General features: G+C 72.1%; 22 protein-coding genes. 16 read left to right on the top strand and 6 right to left on the bottom strand.

Annotation, left to right across the window (positions count from 1 at the left end; genetic code table 11):
* Positions 1–9 precede the first annotated feature (9 nt).
* The 3 genes from AB0G35_RS28625 to AB0G35_RS28615 all read right to left on the bottom strand — a co-directional run bounded on the left by AB0G35_RS28625 (position 10) and on the right by AB0G35_RS28615 (position 4,651).
* Positions 10–1,344 (bottom strand): ABC transporter substrate-binding protein, encoded by a 1,335-nt coding sequence (locus AB0G35_RS28625; protein WP_360955506.1) that lies wholly within the window; start codon positions 1,342–1,344, stop codon positions 10–12.
* Between the two features lie 53 nt (positions 1,345–1,397).
* The gene (locus tag AB0G35_RS28620) at positions 1,398–3,167 is read right to left on the bottom strand and encodes a glycoside hydrolase family 13 protein (protein WP_360955504.1); all 1,770 of its coding nucleotides are present in this window, start codon (positions 3,165–3,167) and stop codon (positions 1,398–1,400) included.
* A 212-nt stretch (positions 3,168–3,379) separates the two neighbouring features.
* Positions 3,380–4,651, bottom strand: a complete 1,272-nt coding sequence (locus tag AB0G35_RS28615; protein WP_360955502.1) for an ABC transporter substrate-binding protein — start codon at positions 4,649–4,651, stop codon at positions 3,380–3,382.
* A 172-nt stretch (positions 4,652–4,823) separates the two neighbouring features.
* Here AB0G35_RS28615 and AB0G35_RS28610 point away from each other — a divergent pair, with 172 nt between their 5' ends.
* The 4 genes from AB0G35_RS28610 to AB0G35_RS28595 all read left to right on the top strand — a co-directional run bounded on the left by AB0G35_RS28610 (position 4,824) and on the right by AB0G35_RS28595 (position 9,501).
* A complete protein-coding gene (locus AB0G35_RS28610; RefSeq protein ID WP_360955500.1) occupies positions 4,824–5,330 on the top strand; it encodes a PadR family transcriptional regulator in 507 nt (168 codons plus the stop codon).
* Positions 5,327–6,088, top strand: coding sequence for an ABC transporter ATP-binding protein (locus tag AB0G35_RS28605; protein ID WP_360955498.1), 762 nt, complete (start codon positions 5,327–5,329; stop codon positions 6,086–6,088). Before AB0G35_RS28610 ends, AB0G35_RS28605 begins: the two co-directional genes overlap by 4 nt.
* A 3-nt stretch (positions 6,089–6,091) precedes the next feature.
* Positions 6,092–8,413, top strand: a complete 2,322-nt coding sequence (locus AB0G35_RS28600; RefSeq protein ID WP_360955496.1) for an FtsX-like permease family protein — start codon at positions 6,092–6,094, stop codon at positions 8,411–8,413.
* A gap of 239 nt (positions 8,414–8,652) precedes the next feature.
* Positions 8,653–9,501: a CPBP family intramembrane glutamic endopeptidase gene (locus AB0G35_RS28595; RefSeq protein ID WP_360955494.1), complete on the top strand. Its 849-nt coding sequence runs from the start codon at positions 8,653–8,655 to the stop codon at positions 9,499–9,501.
* Positions 9,502–9,661: 160 nt separating this feature from the next.
* Here AB0G35_RS28595 and AB0G35_RS28590 read toward each other — a convergent pair whose 3' ends face one another.
* Positions 9,662–10,384, bottom strand: a complete 723-nt coding sequence (locus AB0G35_RS28590; protein WP_360955492.1) for a helix-turn-helix domain-containing protein — start codon at positions 10,382–10,384, stop codon at positions 9,662–9,664.
* A gap of 130 nt (positions 10,385–10,514) precedes the next feature.
* Between AB0G35_RS28590 and AB0G35_RS28585 the strand changes: the two genes are divergently transcribed.
* The 4 genes from AB0G35_RS28585 (at position 10,515) to AB0G35_RS28570 (ending at position 12,694) form a co-directional block, all read left to right on the top strand.
* The gene (locus tag AB0G35_RS28585) at positions 10,515–11,066 is read left to right on the top strand and encodes a DUF2231 domain-containing protein (protein ID WP_360955490.1); all 552 of its coding nucleotides are present in this window, start codon (positions 10,515–10,517) and stop codon (positions 11,064–11,066) included.
* Between the two features lie 80 nt (positions 11,067–11,146).
* Positions 11,147–11,575 (top strand): hypothetical protein, encoded by a 429-nt coding sequence (locus tag AB0G35_RS28580; protein ID WP_360955488.1) that lies wholly within the window; start codon positions 11,147–11,149, stop codon positions 11,573–11,575.
* A gap of 61 nt (positions 11,576–11,636) precedes the next feature.
* On the top strand, positions 11,637–12,236 hold the full coding sequence (gene folE, locus AB0G35_RS28575; protein ID WP_360955592.1) for a GTP cyclohydrolase I FolE: 600 nt from the start codon (positions 11,637–11,639) through the stop codon (positions 12,234–12,236).
* Between the two features lie 89 nt (positions 12,237–12,325).
* A complete protein-coding gene (locus tag AB0G35_RS28570; protein WP_360955486.1) occupies positions 12,326–12,694 on the top strand; it encodes an ArsC/Spx/MgsR family protein in 369 nt (122 codons plus the stop codon).
* Between the two features lie 71 nt (positions 12,695–12,765).
* On the opposite strand, the gene AB0G35_RS28565 is transcribed toward AB0G35_RS28570, so the two are convergent.
* Complete coding sequence (locus AB0G35_RS28565) at positions 12,766–13,347, bottom strand: TetR family transcriptional regulator (RefSeq protein WP_360955484.1); 582 nt, start codon at positions 13,345–13,347, stop codon at positions 12,766–12,768.
* A 122-nt stretch (positions 13,348–13,469) separates the two neighbouring features.
* Here AB0G35_RS28565 and AB0G35_RS28560 point away from each other — a divergent pair, with 122 nt between their 5' ends.
* From AB0G35_RS28560 to AB0G35_RS28525, 8 genes are all read left to right on the top strand, one after another.
* Positions 13,470–13,700 (top strand): hypothetical protein, encoded by a 231-nt coding sequence (locus AB0G35_RS28560; protein WP_360955482.1) that lies wholly within the window; start codon positions 13,470–13,472, stop codon positions 13,698–13,700.
* 241 nt (positions 13,701–13,941) lie between these two features.
* Positions 13,942–14,829 carry an alkaline phosphatase family protein gene (locus AB0G35_RS28555; protein ID WP_360955480.1) on the top strand — a complete coding sequence of 296 codons (888 nt, stop codon included), beginning with the start codon at positions 13,942–13,944 and terminating at the stop codon, positions 14,827–14,829.
* A 5-nt stretch (positions 14,830–14,834) separates the two neighbouring features.
* Positions 14,835–16,295: an MFS transporter gene (locus tag AB0G35_RS28550; protein WP_360955478.1), complete on the top strand. Its 1,461-nt coding sequence runs from the start codon at positions 14,835–14,837 to the stop codon at positions 16,293–16,295.
* On the top strand, positions 16,292–17,323 hold the full coding sequence (locus tag AB0G35_RS28545; RefSeq protein WP_360955476.1) for a TolB-like translocation protein: 1,032 nt from the start codon (positions 16,292–16,294) through the stop codon (positions 17,321–17,323). The genes AB0G35_RS28550 and AB0G35_RS28545 overlap by 4 nt, the downstream gene beginning before the upstream one ends.
* Before the next feature lie 157 nt (positions 17,324–17,480).
* On the top strand, positions 17,481–18,221 hold the full coding sequence (locus tag AB0G35_RS28540; RefSeq protein WP_360955474.1) for a TetR/AcrR family transcriptional regulator: 741 nt from the start codon (positions 17,481–17,483) through the stop codon (positions 18,219–18,221).
* 37 nt (positions 18,222–18,258) lie between these two features.
* Positions 18,259–19,479: an acyltransferase family protein gene (locus tag AB0G35_RS28535; RefSeq protein ID WP_360955472.1), complete on the top strand. Its 1,221-nt coding sequence runs from the start codon at positions 18,259–18,261 to the stop codon at positions 19,477–19,479.
* Between the two features lie 17 nt (positions 19,480–19,496).
* Entirely contained in the window at positions 19,497–19,661 is a 165-nt protein-coding gene (locus AB0G35_RS28530; RefSeq protein WP_360955470.1) for a hypothetical protein, read from the top strand.
* Between the two features lie 130 nt (positions 19,662–19,791).
* On the top strand, positions 19,792–20,616 hold the full coding sequence (locus AB0G35_RS28525) for a maleylpyruvate isomerase family mycothiol-dependent enzyme (RefSeq protein ID WP_360955468.1): 825 nt from the start codon (positions 19,792–19,794) through the stop codon (positions 20,614–20,616).
* A 23-nt stretch (positions 20,617–20,639) separates the two neighbouring features.
* On the opposite strand, the gene AB0G35_RS28520 is transcribed toward AB0G35_RS28525, so the two are convergent.
* Complete coding sequence (locus AB0G35_RS28520) at positions 20,640–22,043, bottom strand: FAD-binding oxidoreductase (protein ID WP_360955466.1); 1,404 nt, start codon at positions 22,041–22,043, stop codon at positions 20,640–20,642.
* Positions 22,044–22,186 lie beyond the last annotated feature (143 nt).

Raw genomic sequence — 22,186 nt, 5'->3', positions numbered from 1 at the left:
CCTCGGTCCTTACTTTCCGTACGCCTTGGCCGCGGCCGCTTCGAGCTTCTGCGCCGTGCCCTTGGGGTCGGACGGGTCGCGCAGGAAGTCCTGCAGCAGCTTCCACTCGCCGGCACCCTGGGTGCCGCCGAAGGCCGCTGGCGCCTGGTCGGACATGTCGAAGCGGACGGAATTCCCGGCACCGGTCAGCGACTTGGCCGCATTGCGGGTGACCTCGTCGTGGTAGGCGGACGCCGGTACCTTCTTGTTGGGCGAGATGTAGCCGCCCGCCTTGGCCCAGATCGCCGAGGCCTCGGGCGTGGCCAGGTACTTGACCAGGTCCATCGCGGCCTTCTTGTTCTTCCCGGCCTTGAGCACCACCGCGGCGTCACCACCGCTGACCACCGGCGCCTTGCCGCCGTCGACCGACGGGAACGGGAAGAACTTGGCGTCCTCGCCGACCTTCTTGTGCAGCTCGTCGGTGACCAGGGCGCTGACGAAGTCGCCCTCGTAGACCATGGCGGCCTTCTGCTCGGGGCCGAAGACCTGCTGGACGGACTCGGGGAAGTCGGTGCGCAGCGCGCCCGAACCGCCGCCGGCCACCAGGTTCTTGTCGCCGAAGAGCTTGCCGAGCGTGGTGAGCGCCTTGACCACGGAGGCGTCCGTCCACGGGATCTTGTGGGCGGCCAGCTGGTCGTACTTCTCCTGTCCGGCCTGGGAGAGGTAGATGTTCTCGAACCAGTCGGTGAGCGGCCAGCCGGCCTCACCGGCGACCGAGAAGGCCGGCACACCCGAGTCGGAGAGGGTCCGGCCCGACTTCAGCATCTCCTGGTACGTCTTCGCCGGCTTCACCCCGGCCTGCGAGAACGCCTCCGGGCTGTACCAGACCGTCGACTTGTGGCTGGCCTTGAAGTACAGGCCGTAGTACTTGTCGTCGACCGTGCCGTAGTCCTTCCAGACCTGTGCGAAGTTCTGCTTGGCCTCGGCGGCGATCTCCGGGGAGAGCGGCGCCAGCCAGCCCTTCTTGGCGAACTGCTGGAGCACGCCGACCTGCGGGACCATCACGACGTCGGGCGCGTTGCCGCCCTCGATCTGGCTGCCGACGACGGTCGAGACGTTGTCGCCGGTGGAGGAGAAGACCACCTTGGCACCGGTCTTCTCGGAGAACCCGTCCAGCACCTTCTTGAAGTTCGTCTGTTCCACGCCGGTCCAGACACCGGCCACGGTGATCGTCTGACCGCTGAGTTCCTGCTTGCCGCCCCCGGCCGAGGCTCCGCCGCCGCAGGCGGTGGCGGACAGCGCCAGGCCGAGCACGGCGGCGCCGGAGAGGGCGGCTCGGGTGTGTCGTACGGAGGGTCGTCTCATGGTGGTTTTCCCTTCGGGAGGACTGGCGGGGCGTCGGGGGGAGGGGTGTGGGGCTATCGGGGGGCGGGTACGGACGCGGACCCGGCGGGGTGCATCCACCAGGCGGCCGTGGAGCCGGGCAGCGTTCCCGCGGGGCAGTCGCCGCTGGCCAGCAGCGGAACGCCGGGGGCGGGGGCGGCCACCGGTTCGGTGCCGAAGTTGACGGCACAGACCAGGCCGTCGCCGCGTTCGAACGCCAGGACCTGGGGCGGGGAGGGGAGCCAGCGCAGCGTTCCCTCGCCGAGCTGGGGGAGGCTGCGGCGCAGTTGGAGACCCTCGCGGTACAGGTGCCAGAACGAGCGGGTGTCGGCCAGGGCCCGGTCCGTGGCGTGTTCGGCGAACCACTCCGGCTGCGGCAGCCAGGGCTGCGCCGCGTCGGTACCGGAGGTGAAGCCGAACGGGGAGGCGTGCCCGGACCAGGGGAGCGGCACCCGGCAGCCGTCACGGATGTGCTGCCGGCTGCCCGTACGGTGGAAGATCGGGTCGGTCAGGACCTCGTCCGGCAGGTCGACGACCTCCGGCAGGCCCAGCTCCTCGCCCTGGTAGATGTACGCCGCGCCGGGCAGCGCCAGCATCAGCAGCGCGGCGGCGCGGGCCCGGGCGGGCCCCAGGGTGGTGTCCCCGGGCAGGTCGCCGGGTTCGGTCGCGTACCGGGTGACGGTCCGCACCTGGTCGTGGTTGTTGAGGACCCAGGTGACGGTGGAGCCGGTGCCCGCGATGTCGGTCAGCGCCTCGGATATCACCGTGCGGAAGGTGTCGACGTCCCAGCGCGCGGTCAGCAGGTGGAAGAAGAACGCCTGGTGCAGCTCGTCGGGCCGGACGTAGGCGGCCTGCTCGCTCGGGGTGCGCACCGAGACCTCGCCGACCAGCAGCCGGTCGCGGCCGTCGCGGGCGGTGTACTCCTCGCACAGTGCGCGCCAGTCGCGCCACACCTGGTGCACCTCGGGCTGGTTCCAGGCCAGCGGGTTGACCGAGTCGCGGGTCCGCTCGTCGGCCGACGGGTCGGGGGAGTCGGGGAGCTCCGGGTGCTTGAAGAGCCCCGCGGCCACGTCGATCCGGAAGCCGTCGACGCCGCGGTCCAGCCAGAAGCGCAGCACCTTGTCGAAGTCGGCGGGCACCGCCGGGTTGCGCCAGTTCAGATCGGGCTGCTCGGGCGTGAACATGTGCAGGTACCACTGGCCCGCCGTCCCGTCCTCCTCGGTGATCCGGGACCAGGCGGGGCCGCCGAACATCGCCCGCCAGTTGTTGGGCGGCAGTTCACCGTCCGCCCCGCGTCCGTCGGCGAAGTGGAACAGGGCCCGGGCCTCGCTGCCGGGCCCGTCCTCCAGGGCGGCGCGGAACCACGGGTGCTCGCTGGAGCAGTGGTTGGGGACGATGTCCAGCAGGACCTTCAGCCCCAGCCGGTGCGCGTCGGCCACCAGCAGGTCGAACTCGGCGAGGTCGCCGTAGACCGGGTCGACGTCGCGGTAGTCGGCGACGTCGTAGCCGTGGTCGTGCTGCGGGGAGGGGTAGAAGGGGCTGAGCCAGATGCCGTCCACCCCGAGCTTCTTCAGGTACGGCAACCCCGTGCGGACACCGGCCAGATCGCCGATGCCGTCACCGGTGCTGTCGAGGAAGCTGCGGACGTAGACCTGGTAGATCACCGCATCGCGCCACCAGCGCTGAGCCGTGTCCGGGGACGTGGTCCCGGTGGCCGGCCGCACCGCGGGGGCGGCCGGGCCGGTGAGGGAGAGGGAGGGCGCGTCGTCGGCCGGGGAGCCGTTGTCTGCGGTGGCGATGAGCATCTGCCGTGATCCCGTTCTTGCATGAGCATGCCGTGCGGCCTGCCGGGGTCGCTGTTATGCATGCATGTTAAGTAGGCATGTCTTTTCGGTGTCAACGAAAAGGCACGAACTGCTTGTCGCGTGCCCCGATTTGTCCGGCTTTTAGCGCGCTTCGAAGCGCGTCCGTTACCTAACAAGTAACTAGGAAAGAGGGGGGAGAGGTCAGGCGAGGGTCAGCCGCGGCCGACGATGGCGCGCAGTTCGCGCTCCAGGCGCGCGACGGTGGCGTCCGTGCTCAGCCGGTGCACCAGTGCGTCGTGCATGACGGCCTGCACCGCCAGGCTCACCTGGTCGTAGCGCGGGCTCTTCAGCCGCGGACGGGCGGTCAGCACGGCCCGCTTGAGCGTCGGCAGGTACGGGAACCGCCGTACCAACTGCGGATCCGCATACAGATCCGCCCACACCGGCGGCAGCGCACCCTCGGTCAGCACGCGGCGCTGCACCGGTTCGGAGGTCAGATAGGAGATCAGCTCGGCGGCCGTCTCCGGGTGCCGCGAATGCGCGTTGACGGCCAGATTGGAGCCGCCCAGCGCGCTGGCACCCGGCCCGTCGGGGCCCGGCAGCGGCACCGCGCCGAACTTCCCCGCCACCTTCGAGGCCCGGTCGCCGGCCAGCGCGTACGCATACGGCCAGTTCCGCAGGAACAGCAGACGGCCGTCCTGGAAGGACCTGCGGGACTCCTCCTCCTTGTACGTCAGGGCCTGCCGGGGGATCCACCCCTCGCGTACCCCGTCGAGGAGGAACGACAGACCGCGGCGGGCCGCGGGGGAGTCCACGGTCACCCGCGTGCCCTCGCCGGCGAGCACCGAACCGCCCGCCGACTGCACCGCCTCGACCACGTTCGCGGTCAGCCCCTCGTACGGCAGGAACTGGCCCGCATAGCCGTCCAGTCCGTACTTGGGCGCGACCGTCTTCGCCAGATGCGCCAACTCGGCCCAGGTGCGCGGCGGTCGCGCGCCCTCCCGGTCGAGCACGTCCTTGCGGTAGTAGAGCAGCCCCGCGTTGGTCACGTACGGAACCGCGTAGAGCCGGCCCCGGAAGGTGGCGGTGTCCACCACGGGGGGCAGGAAGCGCTTCAGCGGGAACCGTCCGCCGTCCACCGGCCTGATCCAGCCCGCGGCGGCGAACTCCGACGTCCAGGCCACATCGATGTTCAGCACGTCGAAGCGGGCGCTGTGCGAGCGCAGCTCGGTCACCATCTGGGCCCGGACCTCGTCGGCCGCGTCCGGCAGCTCGACCAGCGTCACCTTCTCGCGCGGGTGCCTTTTGTTCCAGCCGGCGAGCACACCGCGCAGATAGCCCGTGAGGTCGCCGCCCGTCACGAGCGTGATCGGCCCGCGGCCGTCCGGGTCGCCGAGCGGCTCACCGGCCCGGGCACCCGCACTCCCCGCCAGCAGCAGTGAAAGGACCAGCAGAGCCCTGGTGGCGGCACGCTTCCACCGCATGGGCTCCTCCTTGAACCAGGCGTCGACGGGACACTGGACCGACAGCCCGCCCCATGTATACCTGTTAGCCATGCGGGATACTAGATGTCGCAGGGAGATACGACGACCGACCGGCTCACACCCGGATGAGTTCACATAACCGGCATGTAGGGCGGGGAGGGAGAGGAAGAGCGTGCGGCTGCCACTCCTGGCATTGTTGGTCAGCGGACCCGCACACGGCTACGAACTCAAGCAGGCTCTTGAGAACCTCCTCGGCGCGGCATACCCTCAGCCGAACGTCGGCCAGATCTACGTCACCCTGAGCAGGCTGGAGAAGTCGGGCCTGATCGAGGGAGAGGACGTCGAGCAGTCGGACCGGCCCAACAAGCGCATCTACCGGATCACCGCCGCGGGGCGGGAAACGGTGGACGCATGGTTCGACGAGGCCACCGCCGAACCGCGGGTACGGGACGAGTTCTTCATGAAGCTCGCCGTCGCCGCACAAACGGGGACCGCGGACCGGATCGCCCTGATCAACAAGCAGCGCCGCCAGTACCTCAACACCATGCGGGACCTGTCGAAACTCGCGGCGGTGGAGGACCGGGGCAACCCGATCGCCCAGCTGCTGATCGAGGGCGCGATGCTGCATCTCCAGGCGGATCTGGACTGGCTGGAGCGCTGTCAAGAGGAGTTGGAATGAACCGGGACGAGCCGTCCGGCCCGATAGTGAGGGCAGCCGGCCTGGTCAAGACCCACCGGCCGGAAGGCGGTGCCCCCGTCCACGCCGTACGGGGCGTCGACCTGACCGTCGAGCGCGGCGAATTCGTCGCCGTCACCGGCCCCTCGGGGGCGGGCAAATCCACCCTTCTGCACCTTCTCGGCGGCCTCGACCGCCCCGACAGCGGCTCCCTGTGGCTCGACGGCCGCCAGGTCGACGGCTACCGCGAGGCCCGCTGGGCGGAGCTGCGCCGCAACCACATCGGCATCGTCTTCCAGTTCTTCAACCTGGTCTCCAACCTCTCCGTCGCCGACAACGTCGAGCTCCCCGCGCTGCTGGCCGGCCGCTCGCCCCGGCAGGCCCGCACCGCCCGCACCGAGCTGCTCGACGAGCTCGGCCTGGCCGGCAAGGAGAACTGCACGCCCGGCGAGCTCTCCGGCGGCGAACAGCAGCGGGTCGCCCTCGCCCGCGCGCTGGTCAACGCCCCCAGCCTGCTGCTCGCCGACGAACCCGCCGGCAGCCTGGACAGCAAGGGCACCCGGGAGGTGCTGCGGCTGCTCGCCCGCTTCCACCGGCGCGGCCAGACCATCCTGCTGGTCACCCACGACGCCAGGATCGCCAGCGCCGCGGACCGGGTGATCAGTTTCTTCGACGGCCAGGTCGTCGACGACGCACATCTCGGCAGCGGGCCCGGCCGTCCGGCGACCGGCGTCTCCGACGTACTGAAGCTCCGGGGCTGATCCGTGCGAGCGGCAGCACGCTGGACCCAGGCGCATCTGCGAGCACACCGCCCCGCGGCCGTGCTCATCGTGCTGGCCACCGCCGGGATCACCGTCTCCCTGCTGCTGGCCACCGCCCTCTTCTCCTACGCCACCGACCCCTGGCAGCGGATCTTCACCCAGTCCTCCGGCGCCCACGTCTGGATCCATACCCAGGCCGGGGCCCGGGCCGGCTCACTCGCCGCACTGGACGAGGTGCGGACCGCCGCCGGCCCGTACCCCACGGTGCGTACGACGGCGAGCCTCCAGCCCGGCGGCGCCAGGGCGGCACTCGAACTGCGCGGCGTCCGCGGACGTCCCGCGACCGCCGCCCCGCAGACCGTCGCCGGCCGCTGGCTCGACCCGCGCACCGACGCGGGGGCCACCCGGGGCATCGTGCTGGACAGCTCGGTAGCCCGGGCGATCTGGGCCAAACCGGGCGATTCCCTGGCGTTGGGCGGCTTCCCGGCACCGCTGCACGTGGTGGGCATCGCCGACACCGCCGAAGCGCCCTTCCGGGCCGGCGAGAGCCCGGGCGTGGCCTGGGTCCTCCCGCAGACCCTCGCCGCCTCCGACGCGGGCGCCGACCAGCGCGGCCGCACCATCGGCCTCCGGCTCACCCACCCCGAGGACACCGAGTACGTCGTCCAGCGGGCGGTCACCCAGCTCGGCGCCGACCAGATCACCGACGTCTCCACCTGGCGCCAGGCCAAGGCTGAAGCCGCCGGCGACAACGGTCTGCTCGCGCGGCTGCTCGCCCTCTTCGGCCTCGGTGCGCTGCTCGCCGCCGCGCTCGCCGTGGGCGGCGCGATCAGCACCAGGATCCGCGGCCACCTCCGCGACATCTCCGTCCTCAAGGCCATCGGCTTCACCCCGGGCCAGGTGGTCCGGATGTTCCTCGTCCTGCACCTCGGCTTCGCGCTGCTGGGCGTCACCCTCGGAGCCCTGGTCACCCAGCTGCTCGGCCCCCTCATCCCCGGCCGGATCGGCGAGGCGACGGCCCTGTGGGCGCAACTCCCCGAACACACCTGGCTGCCCTTCGCCGTGTGCGGCGGGGTGGTGGCCTTCATCGGCGCGGCCACCTGCCTGACCGCCTGGCGGGCGGGCAGGGTGCCGCCGGTCCCGGTCGCCCGGGCCGCCACCCCCACCGCCGGCGGCGGATCCGGCCTGACCCGGCGCGCCCTCGGCCTCAAGATCCCCCCGGCCCTGGTCCTCGGCTGGCGCGGCGCCTTCCACCGCCCGCTGCGGTCCTGGGCGGCCGTGGCACGCCTGGCCGTGCCCCTGCTGCTCATCACCATCGCCCTGGGCGCCTGGACCACCCTGGACCGCTTCACCTCCCGCCCGGAAAGCGTCGGCCTGGCCGCTTCCCTCACCGTCCGCTCGGACTCGCTCAGCGACCAACAGGTACGCCAACTCCTCGGCGAACAGGGCCGGTTGACGGCCTACCCCGGTGCCGAGGTCCAGGCACTGGTCCCCGGTCAGACCGGCACGATCACCCTGCGCGGCCTCGGCACCGACGACCACCCCTACCCCTTCGCCCTCGCGGAGGGCCGGGCCGCCCACGGCCCGGACGAGGCGGTCGCCGGCGCCGGCCTGCTGGAACTCCTCGACGCACACGTCGGTGACTGGGTCCGGATGACCGTCGCCGGCCGCCCGCACGTCCTGCACCTCGTCGGCCGCAGCATCGAAACCGCCGACGCCGGCCGGGTCGTCTCCACCACCCTCGACACCCTGCGCGACGACGGCCCGGGCGCCCCGGTGGCCCGCCCCGACTTCTACGACCTGGTCCTGCCGCACGGCACCGACCCCGCCGCCGTACGCGACGCCCTCACCAAGGCCTCCGCGGGCCGCCTCGAAGTACGGCAGATCCCCAACCCGGCCGACCAGCTCTCCGCGATCCGCGGCGTCGCCGCCGGCCTGATCGCGGTCCTCACGCTGATCGGACTCGCGGAACTGGCGACCACGGTCGGCGCCGCCGTACGCGACCGCAGCCGCGACCTGCTCGCCCTGCGGGCCGTCGGCCTCACCCCCCGCCAGATCACCGCGGTCATCGTCTCGGCCACCGCCTTCATCACCCTGGCCGCCGCGCTCACCGGCACCGCGTGCGGCCTGCTCGCCTCCCAGTGGCTCATCGACCTCCAGGGCGAAACGAGCGGCTGGGGAACGGGCATCGCCCAACTGCCGCACGCCGGAACCCTCGCCCTGGTCGTCGCCCTCGCCGTGACGATCTCCGCGGCGGCCGCCACGCTCCCGGCCACCCGCACGGCACACCGCCGGCTGGCGGACTCGGCGGCAGAGGTGCTGTAACGGGTGCGGTGACGCGCTCGGCGAGCCTGGGCAGCTCTGCCGACGCCCGGTGGGCCGGTCGGCCGGTGGTGGGGAAATCCGCAGGAGCAGGGGTGGTGCCAGCCGCATTCTCCCCGCCGGTGGTGGCTCGTAGCGTCGGCCGCATGACACCTTCCGTACGTGTGCCGGCACCGTTACCGCGTCCTCGCCGGGGACTGCCGGTCTTCCTGGGCCTCGCATATCTGGGCATGTGGTTGGCCATGTCGCCGCTGTTGGCGAGCGGATTCCGCCGGAGCGACGGCCGGGCGGAGACCGGAGAGCTGGAGCAGGTGTGCATCTCGGTGGCGATGCTGGCACCCGCGCTCGCCGCGGTCCTCGTCATCCGGTTCGTCGAGCCGGCCGGTAAGGGACGGGTGCGTGACGCCCTTGCCCTGCGGTGGCCCGCACCCCGGGGACATGCGGTGCGGTCCTGCCTGCTGGCCGTTGCCGTCCCCGCCGTCCTCACCGTCGGTGCCCTCTGCATCGGCAGCGCGGTCGGCGTCTACTCCTGGGGCGAGCTGCGCTGGGGCGAACTCGGTACGTGGGCAGCACGGATGCTGCCGGAGCTGGTGATCTCGCTGCCGCTGTTCTTCGGTGAGGAACTGGGCTGGCAGGGGTACCTGTTTCCCCGCCTGGCCGGGGACGGGCGGGGCATGCGCCTGGTGTGGGCGTACGTGGTCACCGGCATCGCGTTCGCCCTGTGGCATCTGCCCACCCTGCTGGTGGGCGGGCAGTATCCGGGGCATCCCTGGTACGTGTCCGTGCCCGCGATGCTGGTGAGTTGCACCCTCGGGCTGCCGGTCTTCACCTGGCTGCGGCTGCGGTCCGGGTCGGTGATCCCCGCGGTCCTCGGCCATGCCTGCGTCAGCACGGTCAGCGTGAGCATGGTCAAGGAATGCGCCGACCGCAACCTCACACCGGACCCCCTGCACATGGGACTCTTCGGCTGGCCCGGCTGGATCGTCATGGCCGCGTTCGTCGCCTTCCTCGCCCTGACCGGACGGCTGCGCATCCCGGCGGACCGCACGCCGCCTTCCAGCCGAGCCGTGCGGGTGCGGACGTCCGCGTAGGCGCCGGCGGCCGCACACGAGCGAGCATCGTGGGCGTCCGTGCAGCCAGGGTGGGCCGCCAAGGGCAGCGCGCGGGTCAGCGGTTACGTGGCCATGAGTCCACGGCTGCTGGGGTGGTGTGCCCACCGGGAGCCGTCGAGGGCGTCCAGCGGTGGAGCGGTCACTCCGGGGCGGGGCCGAGTTGGACGCAGCACTCTCCCGGGCGGGGGGCCAGGACGGCCTCGACGCCGCTGACCTTCAGGCCCTGCAGGTAGCCGGCGATGAACGCGTGGTTCATACCGCACACCAGGTCGGGGGCTTTGGCCGCCAGCGGGTGGAAGGGGCAGTTGCGCAGCCGGAGTTGGCTGGGGGCTTCGCGGAACGGCTCGAAGCCGTGCCGGTCGAGCATCCGCTCGCAGACGTTGAGTCCGCGTTCCGCGCCGAGCCGTCCGGGACGCGTCTGCTCCCGTTCGGCCTCGCCCAGTTCGCGGCCGCGCCGGCCGGCCGTGCGGACCGCGGCGTGGATGGCGGTTTCACCGTCGTCCTCGGTCAGGACGGCCTCCAGCAGGAGATCGGCCAGGAGCTCGTGGCGGCGGTCCGGGATGCTGACGCGGATCTCGCTGTCGGTGGGTTCGTAGACCTTGGGCTGACGGCCGACCTTCCGGATGCCGCCGGGCGAGGCGTACCGGGCGCGCAGCAGACCGGCGTCCACCAGCTTGTCGAGGTGGAAGGCGGCGAGCTTACGGGAGATGCCCACGCTGGCGGCCGCCTCGTCCCGGGTGACCGGGCGGCGCTGGCGCCGGATGAACGCGAACATCTGCCGCCGGGAGTCCTCACTGAGGACGCTCACGGACTCGATCGCGGCGTCGTCCGGGCGCGTCTGCGGTGTTGCGTCGGGGTCCACCCCTCCACGATAACGCGCATATCGATAGGTCCAACCAGTAAATCGCCACCATGTGCGGAGCTCACCTGCCCGTCTTGACGCCCCTCCGGAATAAGACCAAGATTTGTTGGTGAAATAGGAGGTGGTCGGCATGGCTGATCCGTTGCCCCTGCCCGGGCGTGCCAAGCGGCCGGTGAGTGCCGCACTGGCCGGTCCGTACGGGCACCCGTTCCATCCGATCCTGGTCACGGTCCCCATCGGTGCGTGGGTGGGCAGCCTGGTCTTCGACATCGCTTCGCGCCTCGTGCACGATCCGGCCTTCCTGGCCCAGGGCGCGATGTGGCTGATCGCGCTGGGTGTGATCGGCGCGCTGCTCGCCGCGACGGTGGGCTTCCTGGACCTGTTCGCGATTCCGCCCGGGACCCGGGCGTTCCGCGTCGGTCTGCTGCACATGACGCTGAACCTGCTGGTCACCGCCGCTTACGCAGGGAACTTCCTGTGGCGGCACGCCGGCCACGGCCCCGCGGGCGGCGTCGGGACCGGGATGCTCGCGCTGAACGCCGTGAGCCTGCTGGTCCTGGGCGTCGCGGGCTACCTGGGCGGGAAGCTCGCCTACCGCTACGGGGTGCGCGTCGCCGACGAAACCACCCAGGCCGAGGGCTTCGTCGCCGGCCCCCACCGAACGGGCGGTAGCGCCGGCTGACCCTTCCCCCCACAGAGAAGCAAACAGAGAAGCTTTCCCCCGCAGAAGCTTCCCACCACAGAGAAGCAAGAGGAGTCCCGATGGACATCGCCGCACTGATCGCTTGGGTGATCACCGCTCTGGGCGGCTTCTTCATGCTCGGTACCTGGCTCGCCCGCGGAGGGGCGTCCGGCGGTACCAGCCGGCTGCCCGTCCCGGTCGTCTTCGGCCACTTCGCGCTGGCCGCGGCCGGTCTGGTCGTCTGGATCGTCTACCTCGTCACCGACAAGGACGCGCTGGCCTGGACCGCCTTCGGCCTGCTCGTGCCCGTGGCCCTGCTCGGCTTCGCGATGCTGGCCCGCTGGATTCCCGTCCACCGGGCCCGCGCCGCCGCCGACGCTCCCACGGGGACGCAGGCCGAGCCCGCCGAGCGGCACTTCCCCGTGCCGGTGGTCGCCGGCCACGGCCTCTTCGCCGTGCTCACGGTCGTCCTGGTCCTGCTCACCGCACTGGGTATCGGTGGCAGCTGAGATGACCCACCGCACCCAGGCTGCCATGGACCTCGCCCCCAAGGCGGATCCGGAGATACCGATGCCCGCCCCGGCCGCGTTGCGCGTCGTCCATGAAACGGACGGCATCGACCTGGCCGCCGCCGAACGCGCGGCGGGGCTGTTCCTGCAGGCTCTCGGCATCTCCACCGAGAACGAGAGCCTGCGCGGGACCCCCGGCCGCATGGCCCGAGCGTACGCGGAGCTGTTCAGCCCCCGCCCCTTCGACCTCACGACCTTCCCCAACGACGAGGGCTACGACGAACTCGTGCTGGCCCGCAGCATCCCGGTGCGCTCGGTGTGCGAGCACCATCTGCTGCCGTTCGTCGGCACCGCCCACGTCGGCTATCTGCCCGGCCGGCGGATCCTGGGCCTGTCCAAACTGGCCCGGGTCGTCGAGCACTTCGCCTGTCGCCCGCAGGTCCAAGAACGCCTCACCAAACAGGTCGCCGACTGGCTGCAGACGCATCTGGAGCCCAAGGGCGTGGGCGTCGTCATCGAAGCCGAACACACCTGCATGACCCTCCGCGGCGTCCAGGCCACCGGCTCCAGCACCCTCACCTCCACCCTTCTGGGCACCCTGCGCAACGACGCCCGCTCCCGCGCCGAATTCCTCGCCCTGAGCGGCCTGTCCGCGCGGTAGGCCGCACCCGGCAGGCTCCGGGGGACCGCGCTTCACCTCCCGCTTCGCCCCGTCCCACCTCGTCACGGAGAGAACCGAAAGACCCACGCATGGAAATCTGGATCAATCCCGCCTGCTCCAAGTGCCGGTCCGCGCTGTCACTGCTCGATGCGGAAGAAGCGCAGTACACGGTGCGGTACTACCTGGAAGACCCGCCGACCGCGGACGAACTCGACGCCGTCCTGCGGCGCCTGGGCCTGGAGCCGTGGGACGTCGCCCGCCTCGGCGAAACCGCCGCGGCCGAGCTGGATCTCGCCACCTGGCCGCGGGAACCCGCCGCCCGCGCCCGGTGGATCGAGGCGCTGGCCACCCGTCCCACCCTGATCCAACGGCCGATCATCACCGCCGACGACGGTACGGCGGTGGTGGCCCGCTCACCGGAATCGGTGCGCTCGGTCCTGCGCCGGCCCGAGCGGTGAGGCCCGAGCGGTGAGGGCCGCGTGGTGCTCGCCTCCCGGCCCGTAGCAAGGCGTCGGCGGCCGGCCGCCGGTCAGGCGGTCAGCCGCCGCACCAGGCTGACCAGGCTCTCGCGCTGTGCTTCCGGCCCGGCCGCCACGACGCCGGGCATGAGCATGCAGGCCAACTGCGGCAGCGTGAACCAGGACGCGGCCAGTGCGATCACCGCGTGCATCAACTGGCCGGCGGTGACCGCGTCGCTGAGGGCCCCGGCCTCCTGGGCCCGGGCGACCGCGGCGATCTTCTCGTCGTAGTGGTCGGTGCGCTCGGACTCGGCGACCACCCGGTCCTGGTACTGCAGGCCTTCCCAGGCGAGCAGCCGCACGAAATGCGGGTGCTCGCGGTGGTAGTCGAAGACCCGGCCCGCATAGTCGCCGAGGTCCTGGGCCTGTTCGGCGGTGAGCGGCACCGCAGCCGCGATCTTCTGGAGTTCGGATTCCAGCACCGCCACGAACAGCTTCTCCTTGCTGCCGAAGTACTGGTAGATCCGCTCCTTGTTGACGCCCGCCCGGGTCGCCACCCGCGCCACCCGGGCCCCTTCGGGGCCGAACTCGGCGAACTCCTCCACCGCCGCATCGAGCAGGAGCTGTTTCGTGCGTGCTGTGTCCCAGGCCATGCCGCCACCCTAACCCATCTCCAACCACAGGGTTGGACTTTGTCGCCGGGTCTGTGCCAGACTCCGGCTGCAATTCCAACCCAACGGTTGGAGACCGGTTTCCCGCTCACCAGGAGAAGTCCATGTCCCCGAGCACGCCCGCCGTCGTCCCGTCCGTCCACCGCCGGGCGCTGATCACCTGGCTCGCCGTCTATCCCACGATCACGGTCGTCCTCGGCCTGCTCGGCCCGGCCACCGCCCACCTGCCGCTGATGCTGCGGACCCTGATACTCACCGCGATCGTCGTCCCTCTGGCCGCCTACGTACTCATCCCCTTGCTGATGAAGGCCAACGCCGCACTCACCCGCCGCTGACCCGCCCCGCCCCGCCCGGTGCGCGGCCGCGCGCCCCCCGGTCCGCCCCCGCGCACCCCGCAGCCCCTCGCGGGACCCCGGGTACGCGCCGGCAGCGGAATCCGGCCCTCAACTGTTCGGTTTCGCTTCACTTTTGAAGTTCTGACAACTTCACGACGGCCCTCCTACGGTTGCCTCGCTTCAACGAGAAACGCCACTCCCCGCCCCGTCCACGGCTCTTTCTCGGAGGTCCGCTGTGTCCATGCTCTCCCGTATACGACGACCGCGCCGGTCCGTCTCGATCTTCGGTGCCACCAGCCTCGTGGCCGCCTCGCTCGGGCTGTGGGGCAGCGCCCCCGGCGTCGCCCAGGCCGCGGCGCTGCCGACGCCCGACCACGTCGTGGTCGTGGTGTTCGAGAACCACGCCTACGAGCAGGTCATCGGCAGTTCGAGCGCCCCGTATCTGAACAACACGCTCAAGGCAGGGGGCGCCAACCTCACCAACTCCTTCGCCCTGACCCACCCCAGCCAGCCCAACTACCTGCAGCTCTTCTCGGGCGCCACCCAGGGCGTCACCGACGACAGCTGCTACAGCCCGGGATTCAGCAGCGCGGCCAACCTCGGCTCCGAGCTGATCGCCGCCGGCAAGACCTGGGGCAGCTACAACGAGGGCCTGCCCTCCGAGGGCTCCACCGTCTGCACCAACAGCGCCACCAACTACGCGCGCAAGCACAACCCGTGGTTCGCCTTCAGCAACGTCCCGGCGAACACCGCGCACACCTTCTCCCAGTTCCCCGGCAACTTCAGCTCGCTGCCGAAGGTCTCGTACGTCGTGCCGAACCTGTGCAACGACATGCACGACTGCTCGATCACCACCGGTGACAACTGGCTGAAGAACAACCTCGACGCCTACGCCCAGTGGGCCAAGAACAACAACAGCCTGCTCCTCGTCACCTTCGACGAGGACGACCGGGCCCACAACAACCACATCGCCACGGTGCTGTACGGAGCACACGTCACCCCGGGCAGCTCGTCCTCCACGACGTACAACCACTACAACGTCCTGCGGACCGTCGAGGACCTGGCCGGCCTGACCACGCACGCCGGCAACGCCGCCTCCGCCTCCGACATCACCGGCATCTGGAACTGACCGCCGTGTACGTAGCGGACAGCCGCACCACCCCTGCTCCGGCCGACCCGGGTACCCACCCGGGCGGCCGGGGCAGGGCCCTGCCGCACGCCAAGGCCGCGACCGCCCTGCGGGCCGTGCCCCGGACCGTGCTCGTGCTCGGCACGGTCAGCCTCATCACCGACATCTCCTCCGAGATGGTCACCGCCGTCCTGCCGCTGTACCTGGTCACCGCACTGGGCCTGTCCCCGCTCGGCTTCGGTCTGTTGGACGGCGTCTACAACGGCGTCAGCGCCCTGGTACGGCTGGCCGGCGGCCACCTCGCCGACCGCGGCGGGCGCCACAAGGCCGCTGCCGCCGCGGGCTACGGGCTCTCCGCGCTGTGCAAACCGTTGCTGCTGCTGGTCCACAGCGTGCCGCTGATCAGCCTGGTGCTCGCCGTCGACCGCACGGGCAAAGGGCTGCGTACGGCGCCGCGCGACGCGATGATCTCGTTGGCCTCCCCACCGCGGACACAGGGGCGTTCGTTCGGCGTGCACCGGGCGATGGACACCGCCGGAGCGCTGCTGGGCCCGGTCACCGCCTTCGCCCTCCTGCGGGTGGCGGCCGGGGGCTACGACGCGGTGTTCACCGTGAGCTTCTGCGTCGCCGTGACGGGTGTGCTGGTCCTGCTGCTCTTCGTGCCGGGCCAAAGCCCGGTCCCGACCGCCGTCGGGACACCGGCTTCCCCCGTGCGGGTCTCCCTGTCCGCGGCGGCCGGCCTGCTGCGCCGGGCCGAGCTCCGACGGCTGACCCTGTGCGCGCTGCTGCTGGGGCTGGCCACGGTCTCCGACTCCTTCCTCTACCTGCTGCTGCAGCGGCGCCTGGACCTGGCTCAGGAGTGGTTCCCGCTGCTGCCGACCGTCACGGCGGGCTCCTTCCTGCTGCTGGCCGTCCCGTTGGGCAAGGCCGCCGACCGCTGGGGCCGGTGGCGCACCTTCCTGGCCGGACATCTGGGCCTCCTGGTCGCGTACGGGCTGGTACTGGCGCCGCTCCACGCGCCGGTGGTGCCGGTGGCGGCCGTGGTGCTCGTCCTGCACGGCGCGTTCTACGCCGCGACGGACGGGGTGCTGATGGCGGCGGCCGCCGGCGTGACGCCGCCCGAGCTGCGCTCCAGCGGCCTGGCCCTCGTCCAGACCGGACAGGCCGGCGCCCGCTTCGCCTGCTCGGTCCTCTTCGGCGCGGTCTGGACGGCGTGGGGGGACCGGACCGCGCTGTCCGCCGCCGCGGTGGCGCTGGCGGCGAGCGCGGGGGTGTGCGCGCTGCTGCGGCCGTTGCGTACGACGACGGAGCGGGCCGCGGCCGGGGAAGGCCCCGCAGCCCCCTCCACCGCGGCGGCGCCGCCCGCGCCCGACTCCGTGGACTCCGCGCCGACGGCTGACCCCACCGGCCCCGCACCCACCCCCGACTCTGCCGACTCTGCGCCCACCACGGAGGCCGCCGGATGAACACCCGTACCCGCTTCGTCGTCCTGCTCGTCGCCGTGCTCGTCCTCGGCGGCGTCGCCGTGGGCTCCGTGCTGCGGGCCGCCGACCAGGCCGGCCGCATGGACCAGCAGCAGACCACCGGCCCGCAGGTGACCGCGGGGCGCGTGGCACTGGCCGGAGCGGCACCGGTGCGGCAGCCCCGGCTGGTCTTCCGCAGCACGCTGTGGGGTCCGCACCGCGACGAGCTGGTGTCCGTACCGGCCTCGGACCCCTCCGGCCCGCGCACCGCGTCCGGTCTCCGCTGCCTGCGCTTCTCCACCGCCGCCGGCACCGGCAGTTGTCTGCGCGCGGTGCCCGGCGCGACGGCCGGCCACTACGAAGCGGTCGTGCTGGACTCCCGGCTGCGGGCACGCCGGCACGTCCCCCTGGCCGGAAGCCCCACCCGGACCCGGGTCTCGCCCAGCGGGCGGATGGTGGCGTGGACCGTGTTCGTCAGCGGGGAGTCGTACACCGGGCTCAACTTCTCCACCCGCACCTCGATCCTCGACACCCGCACCGGAAAACTCCAGCCCAACCTGGAGAACTACCGCGTCATCAAGGACGGGCACCCGTACCGCAGCCCCGACCTCAACTTCTGGGGCGTGACGTTCGCCGACGACGGCCACTTCTACGCCACGCTCGCCACGCACGGGACCGCGTACCTGGTGCGCGGCGACCTCGCCGAGCGCACCGTGACCGTCGTCCGCGGCAATGTCGAATGCCCCTCCCTCTCCCCGGACGGGACCCGGCTGGCGTTCAAGAAGCGGGTGCCGGGCCTTCCGGCGGACGCGCCCTGGCGCCTGTACGTGCTGGACCTGCGCAGCATGCGCGAGCACCCGCTCGCCGAGCGCCGCAGCGCCGACGACCAGGCCGTCTGGCTGGACGACCGCACCGTCGCCTACGCCCTGCCCGGGGACTTCGAGACCGACGCCTGGTCCGTCCCGGCCGACGGCGCCGGCCACCCGCACCGCCTGATGTCCGCGGCCCAGGCCCCGTCCGCGGTCCGCTGACGCACGGTCACGGGCGGGTGCGGGGTGGAGGGCCGGATGCGGTTGCCCTGCTCGTCCGGCAGCCGGCCCAGCAGGAGGTGCGGCGGCACGGCCGTGGGCGCCGGGCTCAACGTGCCCCGACTGGACGGCGGTTGGCCGGGCGTCTAGGATTTTGGCCATGCGGTCAGAAAATCAACCGGACGGTCAGAGAGGCTTCGCCTCGGCAGGCTCGGTGGGCGACCCGAAGGCGCAGGAGCCCGAACGGTCCTTCATCGAGAAGGCGCGTCGCGCCCAGATCATGGAGGCCGCCGTCGAGACCATCGCGGTACGGGGGTTCGCGAAGGCCTCGCTGGCGCAGATCGCCGAGCGGGCGGGGGTCAGCAAGGGCGTGATCTCGTACCACTTCGCCGGCAAGGGCGAGTTGATCGAGCGGCTCGTCGAGCAGATCTATGAGGGGATCGGCGCCTTCGTCGAGGCCCGGCTGGAGAAGGAGGCCGGGGCGACGGCCTGGCTGCGGGTCTATGTGGAGTCGGTGGCGGCGTACATGCAGGACCACCGGTCCCAACTCGCCGCGCTCGGTGAGATCTTCAGCAACTTCCGCACCGCGGACGGCGCCCCGCGCTACGGCGTCGCATCGAGCGAGCCGCTGTACGTCGCGCTGGAGGGGGTCTTTCTGGAGGGGCAGCGCAGCGGCGAGTTCCGCGCCTTCGACGTGCGCGTCATGGCCGTCAGCCTCCAGGCCGCGATCGACCACATGTTCGCGTACTGGAGCGCCCATCCCGAGCATGACCTGGCGGCCCACGCCCGCGAGCTCGCCGGCCTCTTCGAGCACGCCACCCGCGCGGACCCGGCGCGCAAACCGGACCGACAGGCGAACAGCACCGACACCGACGGCACCGACGGCAATGAACCGCACTGAACCGCGCTGAACCGCGCTTTCCACGGGGAGAATTCTCATGACGGAAGATCTGCGCCACCCTGCCGCGAGGGTGGGGCCCGAGCCGGATACCGGGCGGCGGCCGAACCCCGCCGCTCGACTGCTGTACGTCGACAATCTGCGCATCGTGCTGACGGCGCTGGTGGTGCTGCACCACACCGCCGTCACCTACGGCAACATCCCCGCCTGGTACTACACCGAGCCCGCCAAGGACGGCTCCGGGCTGCTCCTGGATGCGTTCGTGATGTTCAACCAGGCGTTCTTCATGGGGTTCTTCTTCATGATCGCCGGTTACTTCACACCGCCCTCCTACGGACGCAAGGGCACCCGGCCCTTCCTCCGGGACCGTCTCAAGCGGCTGGGCATCCCCCTCCTCGCCTTCATCCTGCTGATACGTCCGCTGGTGGGCTTCAGCGGCTACGCCTCCCTGCGGGCGGACTTCGCCGAGCAGGGCAAGGAGCTTCCCTACTGGCTTTACTACGTGCTGAGTTGGGACGCCGGGCCGATGTGGTTCGTCGAGGTGCTCCTGGTGTTCTCCCTGCTCTACGCCCTCGTCCGGCACCGCCGGGCGGCCCGCCCGGCGGGCTCGGGCGGGGCGGTCTCCCCGGCCGGCCGCGCGCCCGAGCGGGCTCCTCGCCCCCTGCGGCCGATCGCCATCGTCGGCTTCACCCTCGGCCTGGCTCTCGCCACGTACCTGTGGCGGTTCGTCGTACCGAGCGGCAGCTACCTGCCCTTCCTGGGACTGCCCAGCCCGAGCTTCCTGCCGCAGTACGCGAGCTTCTTCGTCATCGGCGTGCTGGCCCACCGCCACGGCTGGCCGCAGGCCCTCTCCCGGCGCGCGGGGCGGGTGGGTTTCGCCGTCGCCACCGTCGCGACGCTCGCGTACCTGCCGGTGGTCGTCACCGCCGAGGACGGTGCGCTCGACGGGCACGGCAGCTGGCAGTCGCTGGCCGGGGCCGCGTGGGAGTCGGCCTTCGCCGTCGGCGTCGTCCTCGGGCTGACCGTCCTGTTCCGGGAACGGTTCAACCGGCAGGGCCCCTTCGGCGCCTTCCTCTCCCGCCATGCCTTCGCGGTCTACCTCACCCATGCGGCCGTGCTCGTCGGCCTCGGGTACGCCTTCCGCTGGCTGCACACCCTGGCGGCGGTCAAGTTCGCCCTCGTCGCCGTCCTGGCCCTGCCGCTGTGCTGGGCCGTCGCCCACGCCGTCCGCCGCCTGCCCCGCGCGGACCGGGTGCTGTGATGCGGTAGCGGTCTCCCGTGGTGGCCGGTCCCCACCGGAAGGATGCGGCACACCGGGCCACCACGGACGGCCCGTCCTCCGGTGAGGCGGCGATCGGCGAGCTCCTCCCGTTCCTGCTGCGTGCCCTGGGCGCACGGACCGGCCCCACCGGACCCGGAGCGTCCGTACCGCCGCACCGCTGAGCGTCCCGGCCGCCTCCCGGCCGTGCAGACCGGATGCGTCGCCCCGGGACCGGGATTTGCCGTGGAGTGGACTCCAGCATCCACACTGATCGCGACGGCACCCATGCCGTGGACCGAAAGGCGGCAGCTGATGGAGACGAACCGGACGGGGCACCCGCTGCCCTACGACACCTACCGGCAGGCGATCGAGCGGGAGACCCTGCGCTTCGCCGAGCTGGTCCACGGCGCGGACCCGGCCGCCCCCGTGCCCTCCTGCCCCGACTGGACGCTGGCCGAGCTCACCCGGCACGTGGGATCGCTGCAGCGCTGGTTCTGTGCGCTGCTGAGCCGGCTGGTGCAGGAGCCTCCGCGCAGCCGTGACGTGGAGCTGGGCCTGCCGGAACGCGCGGAGGAGTACGCCGGCTGGGTGGCCGGGGGCGTGCCCACCGTGGCCGCCGTGCTGCGGGGCACGGACCCCCAGGCGGCCATGTGGGCCTGGGGAGAGGACCAGCACGCGCGGTTCTGGGCCCGCCGGATGCTGTGCGAAACGCTGGTGCACCGGGTGGACGCCGAGCGTGCCGTCGGCCACGAGCCGGACATCGACCCCGCGCTGGCGGCGGACGGGGTGGACGAGTTCCTCGTCAACCTGCCCTACGCGGGTCTCTTCGCCCCGGAGGTGAACAAGCTGCGGGGCGACGGCGAGGTCATCGCCTTCCGGTGCGCGGATCCGGGCGACGGCACCGGCGAGGATTGGCGGGTGCGGCTGGAGCCGGACGGGTTCCGTCTGCTGCCGCGGGCCGGAGCCGACGCCGGCACGGCTGACACCGCGTCATCCGGCGCGCAGGCGACGGTACGGGGGCAGGCGGCGGACCTCCTGCTGCTGCTCTACAGGCGGCGGTCGTACCAGGACCCCGTCTTCGAGGTGTCGGGCGAGACCGCGGCACTCGACCGCTGGTTCGCCCACACGGCCTTCTGACCCGGCCCGGCCCGCTCCGTGCGTCAGGGCGCGAGGTAGGAAGGGAAGAGGCCGTCCGGGTCCCACAGTGCCTTGACCTCCTGCAGGCGGTCCCAGGCGGCGGGGGCGTACGAGCGCCGGGCCCGTGCGGCGTCGGCCTCCAGGTCCGTCTCGGCGATGTAGTGCCGAGCGTCGCCCGGCGGGGTCACGGCCGCCATCGCCTCCCGTAGCCAGCGCGCGTTGGCCTCGTCGTGGGCCGGGTCGTCCCAGATCGCGTAGCAGACGAGGTAGGACTCCCCGAGCGGGGCGAAGGCCATGTTCCGTAGCAGTGCCGGGGCCCGCGACACCGGTTCGACGGGCGCGAGCACCAGGGACTTGTCGGAGGGGGCGTGGGCCATGGCATCGGCCATCCGCGTCAGCTGGGTCCGGTAGCCGTCCGGGGACCACAGGGTGTCGGCCGCGTAACGGTGCGCCGGGGGCCAGACGGCCGCGGCGCCCTCGTGCAGCGCGGCGAAGGACGTCGGCGCGGCCGGCTGCCGGGCGACGGCGAGGGCGCCGAACGGGCAGTCGGCGAACGGCCGGAGCGCCTGCCGGGCCTCCTCCTGCGTCGTGGCGAACGCAGTGGCGGCGACGGTGATCCGGGGCCCGGGCGGCGCCGGGTCCGTCCCGGGGCCGGCGGGCGCCAGGACGAAGGCGGTTTCCACGTACGGAGGGAGCCGGCGAGCGGTCTCCTCCGCCCAGCCCGTCACCCGGTCGACGTCCGCCAGCGGGAACGTCAGACTCGTCGTCATGATCGAGCCCGGGTGGGGCTGCAGGCCGAGGCGGAAGCCGGTGACGACGGCGCAGAACCCCGGTCCGGCGCCCCGCGCTGCCCAGAAGAGGTCGGGGTGCTGCGTCTCGCTGCAGACGACCGGCCTTCCCTCGGCGGTGACGGCCCGGATCTCCTGGACGCTCGCGCAGGAGGCTCCCCAAGCCCGGGAGTTCCAGCCGAGGCCGCCGCTGAGCAGGAATCCGCCTATCGCGACGGAGGGGCAGTGGCCGACCGGGAAGGCCAGTCGCTGCGGGGTGAGGGCGGCGACGAGGGTCTGGCCGGTGACCCCCGGACCCGCCAGGGCCGTCGCCGGAACGGCGTCGCTTCCCGGGGTGACGGTGCACTGCCGTAGCGCGGAGAGGCCGAGCAGCAGGCTGCCGTCGCGAAGCGGTGAGCCGGACCAGTTGTGGCCGCCGGAGTACGTCGAGACGCGCAGTCCCTGAGCCCGGGCGTGGCCGACGGCGCGCACCACGTCCTCCTCCACGGCGGCCCGCACGATGACCTCGGGGAATCGCCGGGGTCTGCGCGCGTTCCACACCGCGGCGGTCCGGGCTGCCTCGTAGTCGGCGTCGCCCGGCCGGATCAGCGTGCCCTCGATCTCCGCCGCGAGTGCCGGTCCCGGTGTGCGTGGGGACATGGTTGCCTCCTTGCCGCGCGGCCGGTGGGTAACGGGCAGGCAGCGCAGGTCAATGGGTGATCAGGGCGAAGACGGCGAGGGAGACGAGGTAGCACAGGACCACCACCGCGGTCCCGGCCGCCTGCACCCGGCGACGTCGTGCT

This window comes from Streptomyces sp. NPDC021749 (assembly GCF_040640655.1).
GTDB lineage: Bacteria > Actinomycetota > Actinomycetes > Streptomycetales > Streptomycetaceae > Streptomyces.
Note: the sequence above shows the minus strand (reverse complement) of the source record. Positions and strands in the feature narration are given on the sequence as shown.